The organism is Amycolatopsis sp. NPDC024027, assembly GCF_040638975.1.
GTDB lineage: Bacteria > Actinomycetota > Actinomycetes > Mycobacteriales > Pseudonocardiaceae > Amycolatopsis.
In genome coordinates this window covers 47,255-65,610 of the sequence record NZ_JBEZYY010000033.1, presented here as the reverse complement: position 1 = coordinate 65,610, position 18,356 = coordinate 47,255, and the positions used below count along the sequence as shown (strand labels likewise).

Genomic DNA, 18,356 nt, shown 5'->3' with positions numbered 1-18,356 from the left:
TCAGTGCTCAGAAAGTTGACAGTGGCACTGGCGGCGCTGGTCGCGCTCACCGCCGTGACCACGGCGCCGCACGCCCCCGCGGCGCACGCGGACGCGGCCCTGCACGGTGGCGACTACGTGCCGCTGCCGTCGACACCGGTGGTGCTCGACACCCGCAGCGGCACCGGCGGGATCAGCACCGAGGTCGGCGCCGCCGCCACGGTGGACTTCCCCGTGCTGGGCGTCGGCGCCGTGCCCGCCACGGGTGTCGGCGCGGTGCTGGTCCGGGTGTCGCTGCTCAAGCCGACCGTGGCCACCTGGGCCGAGCTGTGGCCGGACGGCACCACCCGCCCGACCCTGACCATGGTCTCCGCGGCCGCCGGCGAGCAGATCTCGAACACGGCGGTGGTGAAGGTCGGCAGCAACGGCAAGCTGTCGCTGTACAACTCGGCAGGCAAGACCGACGTCACCGTCGAAGTGCAGGGCTACTACAAAGCGGAGCAGGGGACGACGGGTGGCGGGTTCTTCCCGGTGACGCACACCCGGGTGATCGACACCCGCAACGGGACGGGCACGTCGACCGGCAAGATCGCGTCGGGTGCCACGCGCACGGTGACCATCACCGGCAGCCTGGTGCCGGCGGGAGCGGCGGCGGCATCGGTGAACCTGACCGTGCCGGGCGCGACGGCCGCGGGCTGGCTGGCGGTGTCGCCTGCCGGCGGCACCGCGCGGCCGGTGTTCAACTACGAGACCGGCTCCACCCAGTCGGGTGCCGTGCTGAGCCTGCCGGCGAGCGGGCAGGTCACCTTCACCAACAAGGGCAGTGCCGCCGTCGACCTGATCGTCGCCGTGGACGGCTACTACTCGTCGAGTTCGACGCAGGGCGCCGGCTACCGGCAGGTGGCCGGCCGGGTGCTGGACACGCGTTCCGCCGGTGCCGGGCTGCCGATCGCCGCGAACGCCACGCTCGACATCCAGGTGGGCGGCACCAAGGGGCTGCCGACCCGTGGCATCGAAGGTGTGGCGCTGAACCTGATCGTGGTGAGCCCGCAAAAGGCCGGGTATCTCAAGGCGTGGCCGGTCGGTACGACCGAACCATCGGTGTTGTCCGTCATGGACTTCGAGGCGGGGAACTGGCGTGACAACATGGTGGTGCTCAAGCCGGGCACGGACGGCAAGATCCGCGTCCGCAACACCAGCGCGGGCACCGTCCACCTGATCGCCGACCTGCAGGGCTGGTACGCCGACCCGCTGCCGGGCGCGCCGGTCGCAAAGAACACGCGGATCACGGCGATGCAGGCGGCTCCGGTCGCGGGCGCCACCGTCGGAACCCTCGAATACTCCTATGTGGACAACTCGGGCCGGGTCGTCTACGGCCACCAGTCCGATGTGGACAACTTCGGTTCGGTGCAGTGGACGGTGATATCCGGGAACGAGGCGTTCTCCGGGCAGCCGGCGCTCACCCAGCTGTCCGACGGCCGGATCCAGGTGGCGGCGCAGTACTCCGACAGCGACATCTGGACGGACAGCCAGACCACCGCGGGCGGGCCGGCGTGGAACGCGTGGTCCGACTTCGGCGGTTCCATGGCTTCGGCGCCGGTGACGTCGAAGCTCGCCGACGGGACCGTCGTGGAATTCGCCGTGGATGTCGACGGCAAGCTCTGGGCGTACGCGCAGTCCGGCTCCGTGCCGTTCTGGCGCAGCCTTGGTGACCAGAACCTGACCGCGACGCTGTCCGTGGTCCAGGTTCGCGACGGGGTGCGGGTGTTCGGCCTGAACGGCGCCGGCGCGCTGAAGACGATCGAGTACTACAACGACGGCAGCCTGTCGGCGTGGACCGATCTCGGCGGCTCCGGACTGTCCGGGCAGCCCGCGGTCGTCGTGCGCCCCGGCTACCTGCTGCAGGTGTTCGTCCGCGGCGCCGACGGCACGATCGTGTCGAAGCTGCAGAACGGCGACGGTTCCTGGCCCGCGGACTACGCCGCGATCGGGAACTTCGTCTCGGCCGGTGCGCCCTCGGCGATCCTGGACCCGGCGCTGGGCCGCGTGGCGCTCGTCGTCCGCGGCACGGACAACGAGATCTACCACGTCTGGGAGACCGCGACCGGGAGCAACGCCTGGGGCGACTGGACGAAGACGATCGCGGCGACCGATCCGGCCGCGACAGATCCGGCCACGACGCCGTATGTGAACTCCAACGGGCAGTCCTGGCTGATCGCGTTCCTGAACGCCAACGGGGCAGTGCGGTTCTACGACCGGCAGTTGCCGACCTCGTAACGCATGAAGTTTCAGGTTCTCGGGCCGGTCGCCGCCATCCTGGGCGACCGGCCCGTTCCCCTTGACGGGCCTAAGCCGCGGGCCGTGCTGGCCGCGTTGCTGTTGCAGGCCAACCAGGTCGTCTCCGAGCAGCGGTTGTACTCGCTGCTCTGGGGCGACCGGCCGCCTGCCACGGCTGCAGATCTGCGTCTCCGGTCTGCGCAAGCTGCTCGGGCCGGAGGCGATTCGTCGTGAGCGGCCGGGAGATGTCCTCGAAGTGGCACCCGGAGAGCTCGATCTGGACGTCTTCACGGCCGAGGTCGAGCAGGCGTCGGCCGATCTGGCCGCCGGTCCGCCGCGATCACGGCGGACCGGCTTCGCGCGGAGTTGGCCCTCTGGCGGGAGCCGGCGTTCCTTGGCCAGGACAACCCTGCGGCGCTTGGTCTTCTCCCTGTTCCTTCATTGATCTCGGAAAGCTGAACGCGCGCCCGATCACTGAACGGCCAGTCAGAAACTCTCCTGGACCCGGCACGCAGATATCGACGGTGCGGTGCGTCCTTGGCGGTCCTTTCTACTCGGTACAGGCAAACTCCTATCGTCAGGGGTTCGCGACCGCGTCGAGTGCGGCATGAGCGAATGCAAACATCCCAGCTGGATTGACCGAGGTCGATCCAGGTCTGGAACCTCCAGTTAACCCGGAGGTTCTTGGGTCGAGTCCAAGCGGGGGAGTAGGGGCTCAGGTCAACGACCTGGCCCTTCTTTGTGTTCGGGGGTCAGTGTCGATTTCGACACTCATCCTGTGGCGGATATTGGACTGCCGACGCTTCGTTTGGGCCACCGGTCGTTGGTGGGATACCAAGCCCGGTAGGCGCCATCGCTGGTCACGACCCGCTGCGGCCGAGGTCACGGTTCTGAGCTGGGCCTACGGTACGCGGTGCGGACACGGCCTCGGCGGCTGGTTGGTTCGACGGACGCGGCTCTGTCCGGTAGCGCGGCGCTCGTCAGGCGGCTGAGTTCGGCCTGCCGGCGACGGCGTCGAGGTCGGGTAAGGCTCGTTCGTGCAGCTCGTGGGCTTCGGTCGGGGTGCGGCCGAGTGCTCGCAGCACGTCCTCGGTCGCCTCATGTTGACCGGTACCCGGCCGGCGCCGCGTCGTCCGGGCCGCCGACGGCTGTGGAGAAGATCGCTGCGCTGCTCCCCGGCGCTCGAGTGGAAGCTGTTTCTTCAAGGGGACAGGCCAAGATCCCGAAGTCAGGCGGTGATGGCGTCAATGCGGTGTGGTCTTAGAACTTGTAGCCCTCGGCCGACGCTGACGTGAGCCGGCTGGTGTACGGCCGCAGTGCGGCGCTATGGTCTGTCGCATGAACACGCATCCTGCACTGCACAGGGATGCTACGAACATGTGTTCGATTCCCCCTTTGAACACGCAGACGTGGGATATTTCCCGCGCTAAGCCGGGTCACTCAAGCTGCAGGTCGGTGGCGAATGTCAGTGTAGGGTTACAGATCAACTCGGCCCTTGAACACACGGCCGCTGACGGTAGGTCTGGTGGCACCTGGCTATGGTGGCCCGGGTATGGGTATCGCGGCAGGTCGTCGGCAATTGCGCCGGAGAAATGCTGGTGTGCGAGGTGACGTGTCATCGTTGATTGCTGCCGCTGCTCGGCCGTCAGCAACGGCAGCGTCACTTCTTATACGCGATTACCCAGATTCAACGTTCGATGGGTATTTTCTGCTCGTTCAGCGGCTGCGTTCGCGCCGTAGCGGCGGAGCATTTCTGGGGAGCGCCAGCCCATGATGGCCATGAGGTCGGATTCGTTTCCTTGCTCTCGCTGCCAGACGTGCGACAGGGTGTGGCGGAGCCGGTGAGCGTGCATGTGCGGGATGCCGGCGGCGTTGCCGCGGCGATGGATCATGATTTTGATGCCGTTCGGTTTCAATTGCTCGCGTCCGCGTCCGCGTCCGCGTTCGGCGAGGAACAGGTAAGGGAGGTCCGCTGCCGAGTGGAGGCTGCGAGTGCGGAGGTAGCGGCTGATGGCTTGGCCGGTGTGTTCGCCGAAAGGGATGAATCGCTGGCGGTCACCCTTGTCCTGGACGAGGACGCCGTCCCGCCGGAGATCGACGTCCTGAACCTTGAGGTTGGCGACTTCCGTGAGCCGAGCGCCGGTGTCGAGGGAGAGGCGGATGATCGCCATGTCGCGACGGTCGCGATAGCTCTTTCCGCGGCACGTATCAAGCAGGCGGGCCAGCTCGTCGTCGGATACCACCGGTACGAGCTTGTCGGGTGTGTCCGGCTGGCTGAGCTTCTCCATTGGATGGCGATCGATCTCTTCGCACTCGAGGAGGTAGTTGAAGAACTGCTGGACCCCCTTGTATTTGTTGAGGGCCGTGGAGGCGGAGCGGCTGTCGATCATCCAGGCGATGAACCACTCGACGCGCTTGCGTCCGACGTCGGTCGGGTCTTCCGCGGCATCGCTGTCGTCGTCGGCGGCCATGTCCATCTTCGCGAGAAATTCCGGCAGCTCCGGGCCGCCCAGGAAGTCGGCGAGCTGGGTGACCGCGAGCTCGTAGTTGTAGCGGGTCGTGTGCGGGCGGTTCGCGGCGCGCAGGCTGCGGTCCCACTCTTCGACGTAGGAACGCCACGTGTCGTCCACGGGCCTGGGTAGACCCTGTTTGGTCAAATTCGTCGGCATGGGGAGAGCCTCCAGTCAAGGTGTCACCGAGCGCTGTGCTAGACCGGATCGACACCCGTGACCACAGCAAAAAGCGGGCCTCCGCAGCTGTGAGCTGCGGAAACCCGCTGTCCGTCGGGCTGACAGGATTCGAACCTGCGACCCCTTGACCCCCAGTCAAGTGCGCTACCAAACTGCGCCACAGCCCGGACCCGCACTCGCTGAGTGCGTGAGAAGTACTTTAGCGCGCCCTCCGAACCCCCGTACAACCAGGGTCCCCGGTCCTCCTGACCTGCGGAAACATGCCAGGAGGACCAGGACTCACGATCAAGCCGGGTTGGCTGCGTGGGTCAAGGTCTGCCACGCCACGAACAGGTTGTTCGAGCCCGCCGGGCGCTGGCGGTCCGTCAGCGTCTGCGTGTTCGCCATCGAGATGCCCATGCGCGTGTTGAGCGCGTTGAAGCCCACCTCCGTCACCGGGCCGAGGCCCAGGCTGAGGTGCCCGTCGCACAGCCACGAGGGCACCGCCGCTCCCATCTGGTACTTCGACTGGAAGCCCAGCGCCTGGCGCAGACGGGTGCCGACGTCCGTCGAGTACACGTCCTGGCCCTGGATGCGGAGCGTCTCCGCCACGTCCGCTATTGCCGCTATGCCGTAGCCCGTGTGGGTGAAGTCGCGGCAGGTTTCCTGGGTCAGGCCGTCCACGAATGTCGACTGGCCCTGCCAATAGCTCACGATCTGGTCGCGGGAGGAGAGGCCGCTGCCCGGGACCGTCTTGGGCAGGGCGCCGTCCGAAGCGAGGTAGACGTAGGCCGCCACGCGGTTGCTGTATCGGGTCACCGCCTTGTCGAAGCTCGTCTTGTCCTCCAGGAACACCGAGATGCCCACCGCGGCCTCCATCATGGACAGTTCCCAGTTGCCGTTGCTGTTGCTGCCGTTGATCACCTTGCTCAGGTAGACATTGCGCAGCATCGTCCCGAAGCGGCCCGAGTTCGGCCAGCTCGGATACGTGTACTTGATGATCTCCGCCGCCCGCGGCCACGATGAGCCCGCCCAGCCCGTCTGCAGCGGCGCGTTGCTGTTCGTGTGGCTCGTGATCACCGCCGACCACGCGTCCATCAGGGCGATCGCCTTCTGCGCGTAACGCGCGTCGCCGGTGATGCACCAGATCAGCGCGTCCGTGTACGCCGCTATCGCGTCTTCGCGCTCGTCCGTGCAGCCGTTGTCGGGGTTCGAATAGGAGCCGCATTCGACCACCGCGCGCGGTTTCGGTGTCCGCGAAAGGGACGCGTAGGCACTGCCCCGCGCCTGGTCGTACGCCGCCTTCCACGGCTGGGCGCCGGCGCTCACCTTGGCCTTGACGAAGTCCAGCTGGGGACGGCTCACCAGCACGCCCGGGTGGGTGAACGTCGCCGGGGCCGCCGGGGCCGGGGCGGCCAGCGTCCCCAGCAGCAGGGGGACCAGCGCGAAGACCTTGCGGAAGCGGGACATGGCTCTCCTCGAGACGACGGTGTCTGGGGTGCGCGCCGGCTCAGTGTCATGGTCCAGACCATCGCCGGTCAAGCTTTTCCCTGTGTCCCAAGGAAAGTGTTCAGCCCGCTGAACAGGGTGTTCAGCGGGCTGAACGAAACCTCAGCCGAGCCCGGCGGTCACCGCGTTCATCAACGCGCCGGTGTCGCCCGACATTTCCCACGCCATCACGCCGAGCAAACCGCGCGACTTGAGCCACGTGGTCTTCAGCCCGATCGACCAGGCGTCGTCGAACGTCCACCACTGGCCGCCGTTGCCCGTGTAGCAGGAGGTCGCGACCGCCGCCGTGTCGTGGTGGACCGTGCAGCCCGGCACGCCCGCCACCAGGTTCGCGTACCCGCGGGTGCCCGCTTCCTCGGCGAACTGGCCCGGCGCAGCGCCGGTCGCCGACTGCCACTCGCCGCTCTTGCCACCGTCGGCGACGCCCTGCCAGCCGCGGCCGTAGAACGCCAGGCCGAGCGTCAGCCGCCGCGGATCGACGCCCGCGTTCGTGTACGCGTTGATCGCGCTTTCCGCACTGAAGTGGAAGTTGTACGGGTCGTCCGCGTCGGCGTACAGGTTGCCCTGGTGGCCGGTGCGGTTCGGCTCCCACGAATTGTCGCTGCCCGACCCGTGGAAGTCGTAACCCTGCACGTTCGCGACGTCCAAATAAGTGAAGATCTTGGAAAGGTCCCAGCCCGAAGCGACCTTCGCCGGGTCGGCCGGGGTGAACGCGTGCAGCTGGTACCGCTTGCCGGTCGTGGCGCCGTAGGCGTCCAGTTGCGTGCGGAACTCCGCCATCAGCGCCGTCAGGTTGGCCTTGTCGTTCGGGCTCCAGTGGTTGCCCGGGTGGCCGTCGGCGCTGCCGGGCCACTCCCAGTCGAGGTCGATCCCGTCGAAGATGCCGGCCGCGGTGCCCGGCCCGCCTGCGCCGCCGTAGGCCGCGATGTTGCCCTTGAGCCACGTGTCCACACAGGACGAGACGAACTTCTTGCGCGAGGCGTCGGTGGCCGCGACGTCGGAGAAGTACTTCGAATACGTCCAGCCGCCGAGTGAAACCAGGACCTTGAGGTTCGGGTGCTTCGCCTTGAGCTTCTTGAGCTGGTTGAAGTTGCCGCGCAGCGACTCCCAGCCGGTGTCGGCCACGCCGTCGACCGACTGCGCCGCCGCGAACGGCCGCGAGTAGTCCGCCTCGGCGTCGCCGGCGCCGTCGCCCTGGCTGGGGTCCTGCGGGTTGGCCGTGGTGCCCTTGGTGACCCCGGACAGGCAGGTCAGGTTCACCGGATCGATGTTCTCGAACGCGTACAGCAGGTGCGTCAGCTTCGCCGCCGCGCCCGAAGTCTCCAGGTTCTTCACGAAGTACTGGCGCCCGTAGATGCCCCACTGCACGAAGTAGCCGACCTTCGCGTAACCCGAAACGATGTCGCCGGTCCGCGCGGTCACCGCGGCGCTCGGCGCCGACACGTTGTCGTAGCCGTCGCGGGCGCGCACCGTGAACGTGTACGAAGTGGACGGTGCCAAACCGGTCACCACCGCCGCCGTCGTGGTCACCGTCGTGGCCAAAATGGACCCGCGGTAGACGTCGTAGCTGACCACGCCGGTGTTGTCGGTCGACGCCGTCCAGGCGAGGGAGACGCTGCCCGCATCGGCGGCCGTCGAGCGCAGCCCGCCCGGCGCGGACGGTGGCTGCGTGTCATCGGACGGGTTGTTGGTGGTCACCGCGAGCGTCGCGCTCGCGGGAGAGGTGGTCCCCTTGGCGTCCTTCGCTTTCACCGTGAACGAGTAGGCCGTGCCCGGAGCGAGCCCGGAAACCGTGGCGCTCGTCCCGGTGACCGACGCGGCCAGAGAAGTCCCCTGGTAGACGTCGTACCCGGTCACCGGAAGCGAACCGGCGGCCGACGCGTTCCACGCCAGCGCGACCGTCTTGGTCGTCTTCGCGACCAGGCGCAGGTTCGCCGGCGCGCCCGGCGGGGTGTCCGGTGAACCGTCGCAGTTGGCGTTGTCGACGCGGCACTGCGTGGGCGTCGCCGCGGCGCTGAGCCGGATAGCCGGGCTGTACGGGTAGGTGGTCCGGCCCGGCGCCAGCGTCGCGATGTAGTAGGCGGGGGTCAGCGTGACCTGGGTGCCGTTCTGGGTCACCGTGCCGTTTTCCCCGGTCGAAGCGGTGACGCCGGCGGGGAGCGTGAAGGTGATCGCCCAGTTGCTCACCGACGCGGTTCCGGTGTTGGCGACGGTGTAGGTGCCGGTGGTGCCGTTCATCGCCAGGGTGGCGGTCAGCGAGCCGGCTGCGGCGGCGGGTGGCGCGAGCGCCGCGGTACCACCGAGCGCGATGAGCGAGGCAGCGAGTGCGGAGCGTAGTCGTGCAGGGGTGCGTCTCATGGCGGTTCTCCAAGCGGCACGAGGCGGGGACGATGTGGTCTAGACCACATCGAATGTAACCCGGCGCGAGGAGAACCGCGCACGCCCGAACGGCGGCAACCGGTGTCCGAACGGACTGTTAACGACCCGAGAAGGTCGCTTTCCCCGGTCCGTCGGCGAGGAACGACTTCACCGCGTCGCGGAGGTCCTCGGTCTCGAAGAGCTCGGCCGCGATCGTCGTGATGTGCGCGTTCGCCTCGGGGACGCCGCCGGCCGAGAAGTGGTCGAGGACGCGCTTGGTCGCCGCGTGGGCCCGGGTCGGTCCCTCGGCCAGCCGGCGTGTGAAGGCCCTCGCCGCCTCGTCGAAGCCCTCGCTCGGCAGGACGCGGTTGACGACGTTCCAGCGCTCCAGCGTCGCGGCGTCGTAGGTGTCGCCGGTCATCACGAACTCCTTGGCGCGCCCGACGCCGGCCCGCGCGGCGAGCCGCTGGGTGCCGCCCATGGTCGGCGTCAGGCCCACGACCTTCTCGACCAGGCCGAACTTCGCGCGGTCGGCGGCGAGGATGATGTCGCAGGCCACGGCCACCTCGAACGCCCAGGTCAGGCACAGGCCGTGCGCGGCGAACACCGTCGGGAACGGCAGCGCCGCGATCCGGTCCGGCACCGCGAGCATGGCGTCGAAGAGCACTTTCGCCTCGGCGGGCGAGCCCTGGGCGTCGAACAGCGAGACGTCGACGCCGCCGCTGACGATCTTGCCTTCGGCGCGGATCAGCAGCGCCCGCGCGGGTTCGGCCTCCAGCTCGCCGATCGCCGAGGCGAGCGAGGACTGCAGCGAAGCCGTGTAGAGGTTCAACGGCGGAGCGTCGACGGTTAGGACGGCGAGCCCGCCGTCACGATCGAGGCGGACCTGCTCAGTCATTGCTCACCCTGCTTCTTCGGCTTCGACGATGTCGTCCCAATACTGCTGGGCCTCCGGGCGCCAGTCGACGTGTTTGTGATGGAACAGTTCCGCCGCTTTCGTCCCGCTCCACTTCGCCGGGAGCAGCTCGGCGGGCAGCTGCGGGTCGAGGAACGGGAACCGCCGCCACTCGTGGACCAGCTCGGTCTGGGCGCGCAGCACCGCGCGGCCGCCGGTCGGGTGCAGGCCGGTGAAGCGGTCGATGAAGTCCTCGTAGCGGTCTTTCAGTTCGGTCAGGTCCCACGACCGGGCGACCATGGACTCCTGCTCGCCGACCTCGCCGTACGCGGCGGTGAACGACATCGCCTGCGCCTCCAGGCCCAGGTCGTTGACGATCTGCTGGGCCTCGCGCTGGCGGGACAGGTCCGGGCTGACCCACACGCCGGCGACCGGCGAGCCGAAGCCCGCCCAGGTCAGGCGGGTGCGCAGCCGGTGCCGGAGGTCGCGCTTGGCCTCCGGCACGGAGACGATCAGCATCAGCCACTGCCCGTTCCAGCTGCGTTCCTCGCGGCCGAACGCGTAGATCCGGTCGGCGCCCTCGGTCAGCAGGCGGCGCCCCGGCGGGGTCAGCGACCAGCGCACGCGGCGCCCGACGCGCTCGGAAACCACCCAGCCCTCGGCGGCGGAGCGGGCCAGCGCCTGCCGGGCGGACTTCTCCTCGATGTCGAGGATGCCCAGCACCTCGACGAGCATCGACGTCCAGACCGGTTTGTCGCGCGGCAGCGTGTACTCGCCGAGGACGGTCATCAGCAGCGACCGCGCGCTGGCGTGACTGACCTCGCGGCGCCGGCTCACCGTGGGCCGTGGCGCGGACGATCGGCCTTCCCTCGGCTTCGGCCTGCGGCCGAGGGTGACCGGGGGAGCGGGCTCGCCCATGCTGTTTCACCGACCTCACTGCGCTGCGGGACTGACAACCGAACAGGGTACCCACAGTGAGTGATCAAAGCGCCACGGGACACACACAGCCGGTGGTTTTGACCTTGATCTGACAGTTCACGGCGAGGTCGTAGACTCGGCTACCTCATGAGCGCAACTCTCGTCGCGAAGGACCTGGCCGCCGGCCACGGTGACCGCACCCTCTTTTCCGGCCTCGATCTCGTCGTCGCGCCCGGGGACGTCGTCGGCCTGGTCGGGGTCAACGGCGCCGGCAAGTCGACCCTCCTGCGGACCCTGGCCGGGCTCGCGAAGCCGGACAGCGGCGAGGTCCGGCTGAACCCGCCGGCCGCGACCGTCGGGCACCTGCCGCAGGAGCCGGAACGGCGGGAAGGCGAGTCGGTGCGCGCCTTCCTGGCGCGGCGCACCGGCGTCTCGGCGGCGCAGGCCGACCTCGACTCGGCGACCGACGCGCTGACGGCGGGCTCCGCGGGCGCGGACGACCAGTACGCCGCGGCCCTGGACCGGTGGCTCGCCCTCGGCGGCGCCGACCTCGACGACCGGGCCGCCGAAGTCGCCGCGGACCTCGGCCTGGCCGTGGACCTCGACCAGCCGATGACGTCGCTCTCGGGCGGCCAGGCGGCGCGCGCGGGGCTCGCTTCGCTGCTGCTGAGCCGTTACGACGTCTTCCTGCTCGACGAGCCGACGAACGACCTCGACCTGGACGGCCTGGCCCGGCTGGAGCGGTTCGTCTCGGGCCTGCGCGCGGCGACGGTGCTGGTCAGCCACGACCGCGAGTTCCTGGCCAGGACCGTCGACCGCGTCGTCGAGCTGGACCTGGCCCAGCAGCAGGTGAACGTCTACGGCGGCGGGTACGAGGCGTACCTCGAGGAGCGCGAAGTCGCCCGGCGGCACGCGCGCGAGGAGTACGAGGAGTTCGCCGACACGAAGGCGTCGCTCGAGGCGCGCGGGCGGATGCAGCGGGCGTGGATGGAGAAGGGCGTCAAGAACGCCCGCCGAAAGCAGCCCGACAACGACAAGGCGGCGCGCAAGTTCCGCTCGGAAGCCACGGAGAAGCAGGCGTCGAAGGCGCGGCAGACCGACCGGATGATCGAGCGCCTGGACGTCGTCGAAGAGCCGCGCAAGGAGTGGGAGCTGCGGATGGAGATCGCCGCGGCCCCGCGAGCGGGCGCGGTGGTCTCGACTTCGCGTGGGGCGGTGGTCCGGCGGGGCGGGTTCACGCTCGGGCCGGTCGACCTGCAGATCGACTGGGCGGACAAGGTCGCGATCACCGGGGCGAACGGGTCGGGCAAGTCGACGCTCCTGGCGGCGCTGCTGGGCCGGGTGCCCCTCGACTCGGGCGCCACCGCGCTGGGGCCGGGTGTGGTGGTCGGCGAGGTCGACCAGGCGCGGCGGCTGTTCCTGGGTGACGTCCCGCTGTTTTCGGCGTTCGCCCGTGAGGTGCCGGAGCTGGCGGACGCGGACGTGCGGACGCTGCTGGCGAAGTACGGCTTGAAGGCCGCACACGTCCTGCGCTCGGCGGCGACGCTCTCGCCGGGCGAGCGGACGCGGGCGGCGCTGGCTTTGCTGCAGGCGCGGGGGGTGAACCTGCTGGTGCTGGACGAGCCGACCAACCACCTGGACCTGCCGGCGATCGAGCAGCTGGAGGCGGCACTGGACAAGTACCCGGGGACGCTGCTGCTGGTGACGCATGATCGGCGGATGCTTGATGCCGTGCAGGTGACGCGCCGGTTGGTGGTCGATGGGGGGAAGGTCAGCGAGGTGTGACCTGTGGTGGGGGCGGCTCTTGGGCTTCGGCGGTGTGAGCGGTGCTCTCGCTTTGGGCCACTGTGTTGAGGGGGCCACTGTGTTGAGGGGCCGTATTGAGGATCATTGTGAGCGGTGCTCTCGACTGTGAGCGGTGGCGGCTGTCAGGGGTGAGCAGTGCTCTCGACAGTGAGCACTGCTCGCTGCGGAGGCGAGAGCGATGCTCTCAAATCTGTGCGCTGTCTTCCGTTGGGTCGGAGCGGTGCTCTCGTGGCGCGAGCACCGTCGGTTGGGGCGGGTGAGCGGCGCTCTCGTAACTGACAGCTGCCCGTCGCCGGGGTGGGAGCAGCGCTCTCGGGGCGAGCGCGGCGTGCTGTGGAGTTTGAGCAGTGCTCTCGACGGTGAGTGGTGCTAGCAATCGAATGTGAGCAGCGCTCTCGGACTTGGACGCGGGGCGCTGCTGCGGCTGAGCGGTGCTCTCGGGTGTAAGCGCTGCATGCTGCCGGGGTGTGAGCAGTGCTCTCGGGTGTAAGCGCTACGTGCGCTGGGGTGTGAGCGGTGCTCTCGCTTCTGAGCGCCTCCGCGGTGGCGCGTGAGCGGTGCTCTCGGATGTGAGCGCCTCCCGCAGTCGCGCGTGAGCAGTGCTCTCGGAAGTGAGCTCCGGTTGCGCACGACGGGTGAGCGGTGCTCTCGCGGGAGAGCGCCGCTCACCCCTTTGTCGCCCCGCCGGTCAGGCCCTTCACGAACTGCTTCTGCAACGCCAGATAAAAGATCAACACCGGCAGTGTCGCCAGGAACATCAGTGCGAACACGCTCCCCAGGTCCGCCTGGTACTGGCCGATCGACCGGTAGATGCCCGTCGTGATCGTCGTTCCCTGGCTGGGGCCCAAAATGATCAGCGGGTCGATGAAGTCGTTCCAGATCCACACGCCCAAGAAGATCAACACCGAGGCCGTTGCCGGGCGCAACAGCGGGAACACCACTCGCCAGAACACCTGCATGCGGCTCGCGCCGTCGAGCAGGGCGGCCTCCTCCAGTTCCACCGGCACGCCGCGGATGAACCCGGTGAACACGAACACCCCGAACGGCACGTAGTACCCCACGTTGAACAGGATCAGCCCCTGCAGGGTGGCCATCAAATGAGTCACCCTGAGGACGTCGGTGATCGGGATCAGGATCACCTGCGGCGGGATCATCAAGCCGGCCAGCAGGACCAGCGTGAGCACCTTCGTCCACCGCTTGCCCGAGCGCGCCAAGTAGTGGCCGAGCATCGCGGACAGCACCGTCAGGACCAGGATCGACAACACCGTCACGACGATGCTGTTGGTCAAGCTGACCCAGAACAGCCCGTCCGGCCGGGTCAGCACCGCGTGGATGTTCGCCAACGTCGGCGGCAGCGGCAGCGACGCCGGCTCCTTCGCGATCAGCTCGCCCCGCTTGAACACGTTGGCCAGCACCAGGTACAGCGGCACGAAGAAGACCGCGCTGACGAGAAGGGCAACCGCGGGCCGGGCAATGGAACCGGGACGACGGCGGGAAAGGGTCACAGGTCCACCTCCCGGCGGCGGAGGAAGTTCAGCACCACCGTCGTCACCAGCGCCACGATCACCAGCATCAACACAGCCATCGCGGACGCGTAACCGACGTGGTTCGAGTCGAAACCCGTCTGCAGGACGTCGAACGCGATCGTCGCCGTGGCGCCGGAACCCGGGCCTCCGTTGGTGATCACCTTGACGTAGTCGTAGGTCTTGAACGCCGAGATCAGCAGCACCACCGTGTTGATCGTCAGCGACGGCGCCAGCAACGGCCACGTCACCGCGCGGAACCGGCGCAACGGCCCCGCGCCGTCGATCTCCGCCGCCTCCAGCAGCTCCGGCGGAATCCCCTGCAGGCCGGCCAGGTAGACCACGACGCAGAACCCGAGCATCTGCCAGCACACGATCGACGCGACCGAGTACAGCGCCAGGTCCGGATCGGACAACCAGCCCGGAGGGTGCGAGACGCCCAGGCCACGCAACAGGCTGTTGAGCGGCCCGCGGTCGTCGAGCAACCGGGACCAGACGATCGACACCACGACCGAGCTGAGGATCACCGGGGTGAAGAACACGCTCCGCAAAGCGTTGTACAGCCAGCCTTTCCGGTCCAGCAGCAGCGCCACGCCGAGACCCAGGACGTTGGGGACGATCACCACGATCACCGTCAGGATCGTGGTCACCCGCAGCGCGGTCAGAAACTGCGAGTCGGTGAACAGCAGGCGGTAGTTGTCAAAGCCGACGAACTTCACCGGGGGGTGGAACGGGTTGTAGTTCGTCAGGCTGTACCCGAAGCTGATCAGGATCGGCGCCATCACGAAACACAGGTACACGAGCACGCCCGGCGCGCCGAACGACGCGAAGTGCGCCAGCCGCGGCAGGACCGGCCGGCGTCGGCGGCGGCGCGGGGCCACCGGGCGGGGCGGGGCCGGGGGAGCGGCGACGGCGGTCAAGGACGTCAGCCCGCCTTCGCCCACTCGGTGTCCAGGAAGGCGCACGCGTCGGCCACGGACTTGCGGCCGGTGATCACGTCCTGGGCGGCCTGGTCGACCTTGTCCTTCATCCCGGGCAGCAGCCCGTCGTCGGCGGTTTCCCAGCGGAACGCGTGCACCACGGCGTTCTGCTGCACGGCCTGGGTGTAGAGGTCGTAGCCGGCCTTGAACGTCGCTCCGACGTCGGACGGCGGCGTGTAGCCCTTGATCGCCGGGAACAGGCCGTCGGCCTTGACGGAGGCGTCCAGCTGGTCCTTGTCGAGCTGGAAACCGAGGGCGAACTTCCGGGCGGCGTCGAGGTTCGCGGCCTTGGCGTTGACGATCATGCCGCCGCCGGTGTAGGCGGGGACGACCAGCTTTCCGTCCTCGGTGGGGAAGTTGAAGACGCCGACCTCGAAGTCGTGCTTCTTCGAGTCGGCGTTGGCGGCGAACCAGTTGCCCATCGGGTACATCGCGCTCTGGCCGTCGAGGAAGGCCTGCTCGGTCGCCGCGTAGTCGCGGGACACGCTGGTCTTGTCGACGTACTCCTTCGCCGCGAGGTCGGCGAGCTTCGAAAACGCGTGCTGGAACGCGGGATCGGCGAACTTCACCTTGTCCTGACGCCGCTGGGTGAGCCAGTCCGGCATCGTGTTGTAGACCTCGGTGCTGACCAGTCCGGAGAGGATCATCGACGACGGGAAGCCGTCCTTGCCGCCGCCGATGGTGAACGGCGCGTAGCCCTTGTCCTTGAGCTTGCCGGCGTCGGCGACGAGTTCGTCCCACGTCTTCGGCGGCGCCGCGATGCCCGCGTCGGCGAACATCTTTTTGTTGTAGTAGATCGGCGGGATGGTCTGGGTGTTCGCCGGCAGCTGGTAGTACTTGCCGTTCACCGGGTTGGCCTGCGGGAACTGGAAGTCCTTCAGCTCCTCGGGCGTCCACGCGTAGAGGTTGCCCGCCTCGGCGAAACCGGCCGAGTCGACGGCGATCATCACGTCGGGGAACTGGCCGGACTGCAGGAGCTGCTTCGCGTACGCCGTCCGCCCGTCGGCGGTCGGGGCGACGAGCTTCTTGACCTTGACGCCCGGGTTCTTGTCCGTGACGCGCTTGATGGCGGCGTCCCAGTAGGCGGGGGTGAGGTTCGGGGTTTCGAACGTCAGGAAGGTGATCTCCGCGTCGCCGCCACCGCCGGTGTTCGACCCGACCGAGCACGCGCTCACCGCTAGGAGCGCCACTGCTCCCAGCGTCAGGGACCTTCTCATGACCGCCGCCTTCCGTCACCCACCATATGTGATGTATGAGGCATTCGATCGGACGTTTACCGGAGTGTCAAGCGTCGAATACCGTCGAAAGTGCGGCTGATGGCCCGATAGATCAGATCTTTAACCGGTTGAGGCGGACGACTCTGCTGGCGAAGTCGCCGGTCGGGAGGCCGGGCGGCAGTCCGCCGGCGAGCAGCACGGCGCCGCTGTACGGGGTCCCGGAATCCGGATCCAGGTACCGGTGAGCGGGATCGAGGCCGGCCAGCCGCAGCGGCCGCTCCGGCTCGCCGAAGTGCGCGGCCTGCCGGTACTCGAACACGACCACGCGATCGCCGTGCACGTACTGGAGAGCGGTGACGCCGTCGTCGACCGGCGGCCGGAGCCGGTACAGCGCGCCGTGCTGCACGACCGGCCGGATGTCCTTGTAGAGCGCCACGAGATCCCGGGCCGCCGCGAGCTCGTCGGCCGGCCAGTGCACGAGGTCGCCGCCGAGGCCGAGCACACCGGCCATGGCGACGTGGAACCGGAACGCGAGCGGCACCGAACGGGCCGTCACGAAATTGGGGTTGTCGGTGACCCAGGCGGACATCGCGCGGGCGGGATAGAGCTGGCTGTACCCGTGCTGGATCCGCAGCCGGTCGAGCGCGTCGGTGTTGTCGGAGGTCCAGACCTGGTCGGTGCGGGCCAGGACGCCGAGGTCGATCCGGCCGCCACCGCCCGCGCAGGACTCGATCCGCAGGCCGGGGTGGTCCGCGCGCAGCCGGTCGAGCAGCGCGTACACCGCGCGGGTGTGCTCGACCCACAGCCGGTCCTGGTCAGTTTCGCCGGGCCAGCCCGCTTCGCTGAACGGCCGGTTCATGTCCCACTTGAGGAAGTCGACGCCGTGCTCGCCGACGAGCCGGTCGAGCCACTCGTGCGCCCACTCGGCGACGTCCGGGCGCGCGAAGTTGAGCACCAGCTGCCGCCGCAGCTCCGAGCGGCGCCGGTGCGGGTGGTGCAGCACCCAATCCGGGTGGGAGCGGTAGAGGTCGCTGTCGGGGTTGACCATCTCGGGCTCGACCCAGATGCCGAACCGCATCCCGAGCCCGTGCACCGCGTCGACCAGCGGCTTCAGCCCGTCGGGGAACCGTGCGCGGTTGACCTGCCAGTCGCCGAGCCCGGCGTGGTCGCCGGTGCGGGCGCCGAACCAGCCGTCGTCCATCACGAACAGCTCGACGCCGAGCGCCGCCGCCCGCTCGGCCAGCGCGCGCAGGCCCGCCTCGGTGACGTCGAATCCGGTGGCCTCCCAAGAGTTGTAGAGCACCGGACGCAGTTCGTCCGCGTGCGGCAGGACGTGCGCGAGGACGTAGGCGTGCCACGCGCGGCTCGCCGCGCCGAACCCGCCGTCGGTGTACAGCCCGGCGGAAACCGGCGTGGTCAGCGGACGGCCCGGCCCGACGCGGTGGACGACGCCGTCCTGGCCGAAACCCCCGCTGACCGTCAGCCGTCCGGTCGACGAGCGGGTGGTGGTCAGGCGCCACGACCCGCTCCAGGCCAGCGCGACGCCGTAGACCTCGCCGTGGCGCTCGGTCGCCGTGCCGTCGTCGACCATCACCCAGGGGTTGGCGTGGTGGCCGGTGATCCCGCGACGGCTCCCGAAGCCGGTTTCGCCGTGCGGCGCACTCACGCGGTGCAGCTGCGTCTCCGCCGCCCAGCGACCGGTGACGTGGCTCAGCCGGTAGTCCTCGAAGAGCGGCACCGCCCAGGTCGCCGAGTCGGCCCGGACGACCTCGACGTCGGTGTCGGCGTTCAGCTCGGTCCAACGTTCGAGGACGGCGCCGCGCAGCCGGTAGTGCAGGGTGATCCGCAGCGGGTAGTGCCGGTCCGCGAAGAACAGGCGCAGGTGCTCACCGGTGATTTCGTGGTTCTCGTACCGCCATTCGAGGGCCCGCGTCCCGTCGGCGAAGCGGACCTGCAGCGCGGGCGTCCAGTACCGGGTGCCCCCGTCGGCGGCCAGTTCGGCGAGTCCCTCGTTCGGATCGTTGAAGCCGTCCCACCAGGGAAGGGTTTTCCCGGACAGCTCGAGGACTTCGGCGTCGGACAGCGCGGGGCCCCAGTGGACGTGGGTCGGGACGTCGTCTTCGTCCAGCCGCAGCGCATACGTGCCCGACTCGCCGGTGAGCACCCAGGTGCGGTGTTCGTCGAGGAAGCTGATCCCGGCCATGCGGGACATCCTGCTCACCGGC

The 18,356-nt window shown here is 68.9% G+C and carries 12 protein-coding genes and 1 tRNA gene; 3 read left to right on the top strand and 10 right to left on the bottom strand.

Going from position 1 to position 18,356, the window contains the following annotated elements; genetic code table 11:
- Positions 1–3: 3 nt before the first annotated feature.
- Together AB0F52_RS46450 and AB0F52_RS46445 are read left to right on the top strand one after the other, a co-directional pair.
- Positions 4–2,256, top strand: a complete 2,253-nt coding sequence (locus AB0F52_RS46450) for a hypothetical protein (RefSeq protein WP_360185309.1) — start codon at positions 4–6, stop codon at positions 2,254–2,256.
- A 3-nt stretch (positions 2,257–2,259) separates the two neighbouring features.
- Entirely contained in the window at positions 2,260–2,490 is a 231-nt protein-coding gene (locus AB0F52_RS46445) for a hypothetical protein (protein WP_360185306.1), read from the top strand.
- A 1,433-nt stretch (positions 2,491–3,923) separates the two neighbouring features.
- Here AB0F52_RS46445 and AB0F52_RS46440 read toward each other — a convergent pair.
- The 6 genes from AB0F52_RS46440 to AB0F52_RS46415 form a co-directional block, all read right to left on the bottom strand.
- Positions 3,924–4,886 carry a tyrosine-type recombinase/integrase gene (locus AB0F52_RS46440; protein WP_360185303.1) on the bottom strand — a complete coding sequence of 321 codons (963 nt, stop codon included), beginning with the start codon at positions 4,884–4,886 and terminating at the stop codon, positions 3,924–3,926.
- 153 nt (positions 4,887–5,039) lie between these two features.
- Positions 5,040–5,113 (bottom strand) — tRNA-Pro (locus tag AB0F52_RS46435).
- 118 nt (positions 5,114–5,231) lie between these two features.
- Positions 5,232–6,395 carry an alginate lyase family protein gene (locus tag AB0F52_RS46430; protein ID WP_360185300.1) on the bottom strand — a complete coding sequence of 388 codons (1,164 nt, stop codon included), beginning with the start codon at positions 6,393–6,395 and terminating at the stop codon, positions 5,232–5,234.
- Between the two features lie 141 nt (positions 6,396–6,536).
- Entirely contained in the window at positions 6,537–8,792 is a 2,256-nt protein-coding gene (locus tag AB0F52_RS46425) for a glycosyl hydrolase family 18 protein (protein ID WP_360185298.1), read from the bottom strand.
- A gap of 118 nt (positions 8,793–8,910) precedes the next feature.
- Positions 8,911–9,690 (bottom strand): enoyl-CoA hydratase/isomerase family protein, encoded by a 780-nt coding sequence (locus AB0F52_RS46420; RefSeq protein ID WP_360185295.1) that lies wholly within the window; start codon positions 9,688–9,690, stop codon positions 8,911–8,913.
- 3 nt (positions 9,691–9,693) lie between these two features.
- The gene (locus AB0F52_RS46415; RefSeq protein ID WP_360185292.1) at positions 9,694–10,605 is read right to left on the bottom strand and encodes a PaaX family transcriptional regulator C-terminal domain-containing protein; all 912 of its coding nucleotides are present in this window, start codon (positions 10,603–10,605) and stop codon (positions 9,694–9,696) included.
- A gap of 147 nt (positions 10,606–10,752) precedes the next feature.
- Between AB0F52_RS46415 and AB0F52_RS46410 the strand changes: the two genes are divergently transcribed.
- Positions 10,753–12,390, top strand: coding sequence for an ABC-F family ATP-binding cassette domain-containing protein (locus AB0F52_RS46410; RefSeq protein ID WP_360185289.1), 1,638 nt, complete (start codon positions 10,753–10,755; stop codon positions 12,388–12,390).
- A gap of 686 nt (positions 12,391–13,076) precedes the next feature.
- Here AB0F52_RS46410 and AB0F52_RS46405 read toward each other — a convergent pair.
- The 4 genes from AB0F52_RS46405 to AB0F52_RS46390 form a co-directional block, all read right to left on the bottom strand.
- Entirely contained in the window at positions 13,077–13,916 is an 840-nt protein-coding gene (locus AB0F52_RS46405) for a carbohydrate ABC transporter permease (protein WP_360185286.1), read from the bottom strand.
- A complete protein-coding gene (locus AB0F52_RS46400) occupies positions 13,913–14,878 on the bottom strand; it encodes a sugar ABC transporter permease (protein ID WP_360185283.1) in 966 nt (321 codons plus the stop codon). The genes AB0F52_RS46405 and AB0F52_RS46400 overlap by 4 nt, the downstream gene beginning before the upstream one ends.
- Positions 14,860–16,131 carry an extracellular solute-binding protein gene (locus tag AB0F52_RS46395; RefSeq protein ID WP_360185280.1) on the bottom strand — a complete coding sequence of 424 codons (1,272 nt, stop codon included), beginning with the start codon at positions 16,129–16,131 and terminating at the stop codon, positions 14,860–14,862. Before AB0F52_RS46395 ends, AB0F52_RS46400 begins: the two co-directional genes overlap by 19 nt.
- A gap of 112 nt (positions 16,132–16,243) precedes the next feature.
- The gene (locus tag AB0F52_RS46390; protein ID WP_360185277.1) at positions 16,244–18,334 is read right to left on the bottom strand and encodes an alpha-galactosidase; all 2,091 of its coding nucleotides are present in this window, start codon (positions 18,332–18,334) and stop codon (positions 16,244–16,246) included.
- Positions 18,335–18,356: the final 22 nt, after the last annotated feature.

Coding starts and splice junctions, on each gene's coding strand:
- AB0F52_RS46390 (WP_360185277.1), bottom strand. CDS start 18,334: ATGGCCGGGATCAGCTTCCTCGACGAACACCGCACCTGGGTGCTCACC.
- AB0F52_RS46445 (WP_360185306.1), top strand. CDS start 2,260: ATGAAGTTTCAGGTTCTCGGGCCGGTCGCCGCCATCCTGGGCGACCGG.
- AB0F52_RS46410 (WP_360185289.1), top strand. CDS start 10,753: ATGAGCGCAACTCTCGTCGCGAAGGACCTGGCCGCCGGCCACGGTGAC.
- AB0F52_RS46430 (WP_360185300.1), bottom strand. CDS start 6,395: ATGTCCCGCTTCCGCAAGGTCTTCGCGCTGGTCCCCCTGCTGCTGGGG.
- AB0F52_RS46395 (WP_360185280.1), bottom strand. CDS start 16,131: ATGAGAAGGTCCCTGACGCTGGGAGCAGTGGCGCTCCTAGCGGTGAGC.
- AB0F52_RS46425 (WP_360185298.1), bottom strand. CDS start 8,792: ATGAGACGCACCCCTGCACGACTACGCTCCGCACTCGCTGCCTCGCTC.
- AB0F52_RS46420 (WP_360185295.1), bottom strand. CDS start 9,690: ATGACTGAGCAGGTCCGCCTCGATCGTGACGGCGGGCTCGCCGTCCTA.
- AB0F52_RS46415 (WP_360185292.1), bottom strand. CDS start 10,605: ATGGGCGAGCCCGCTCCCCCGGTCACCCTCGGCCGCAGGCCGAAGCCG.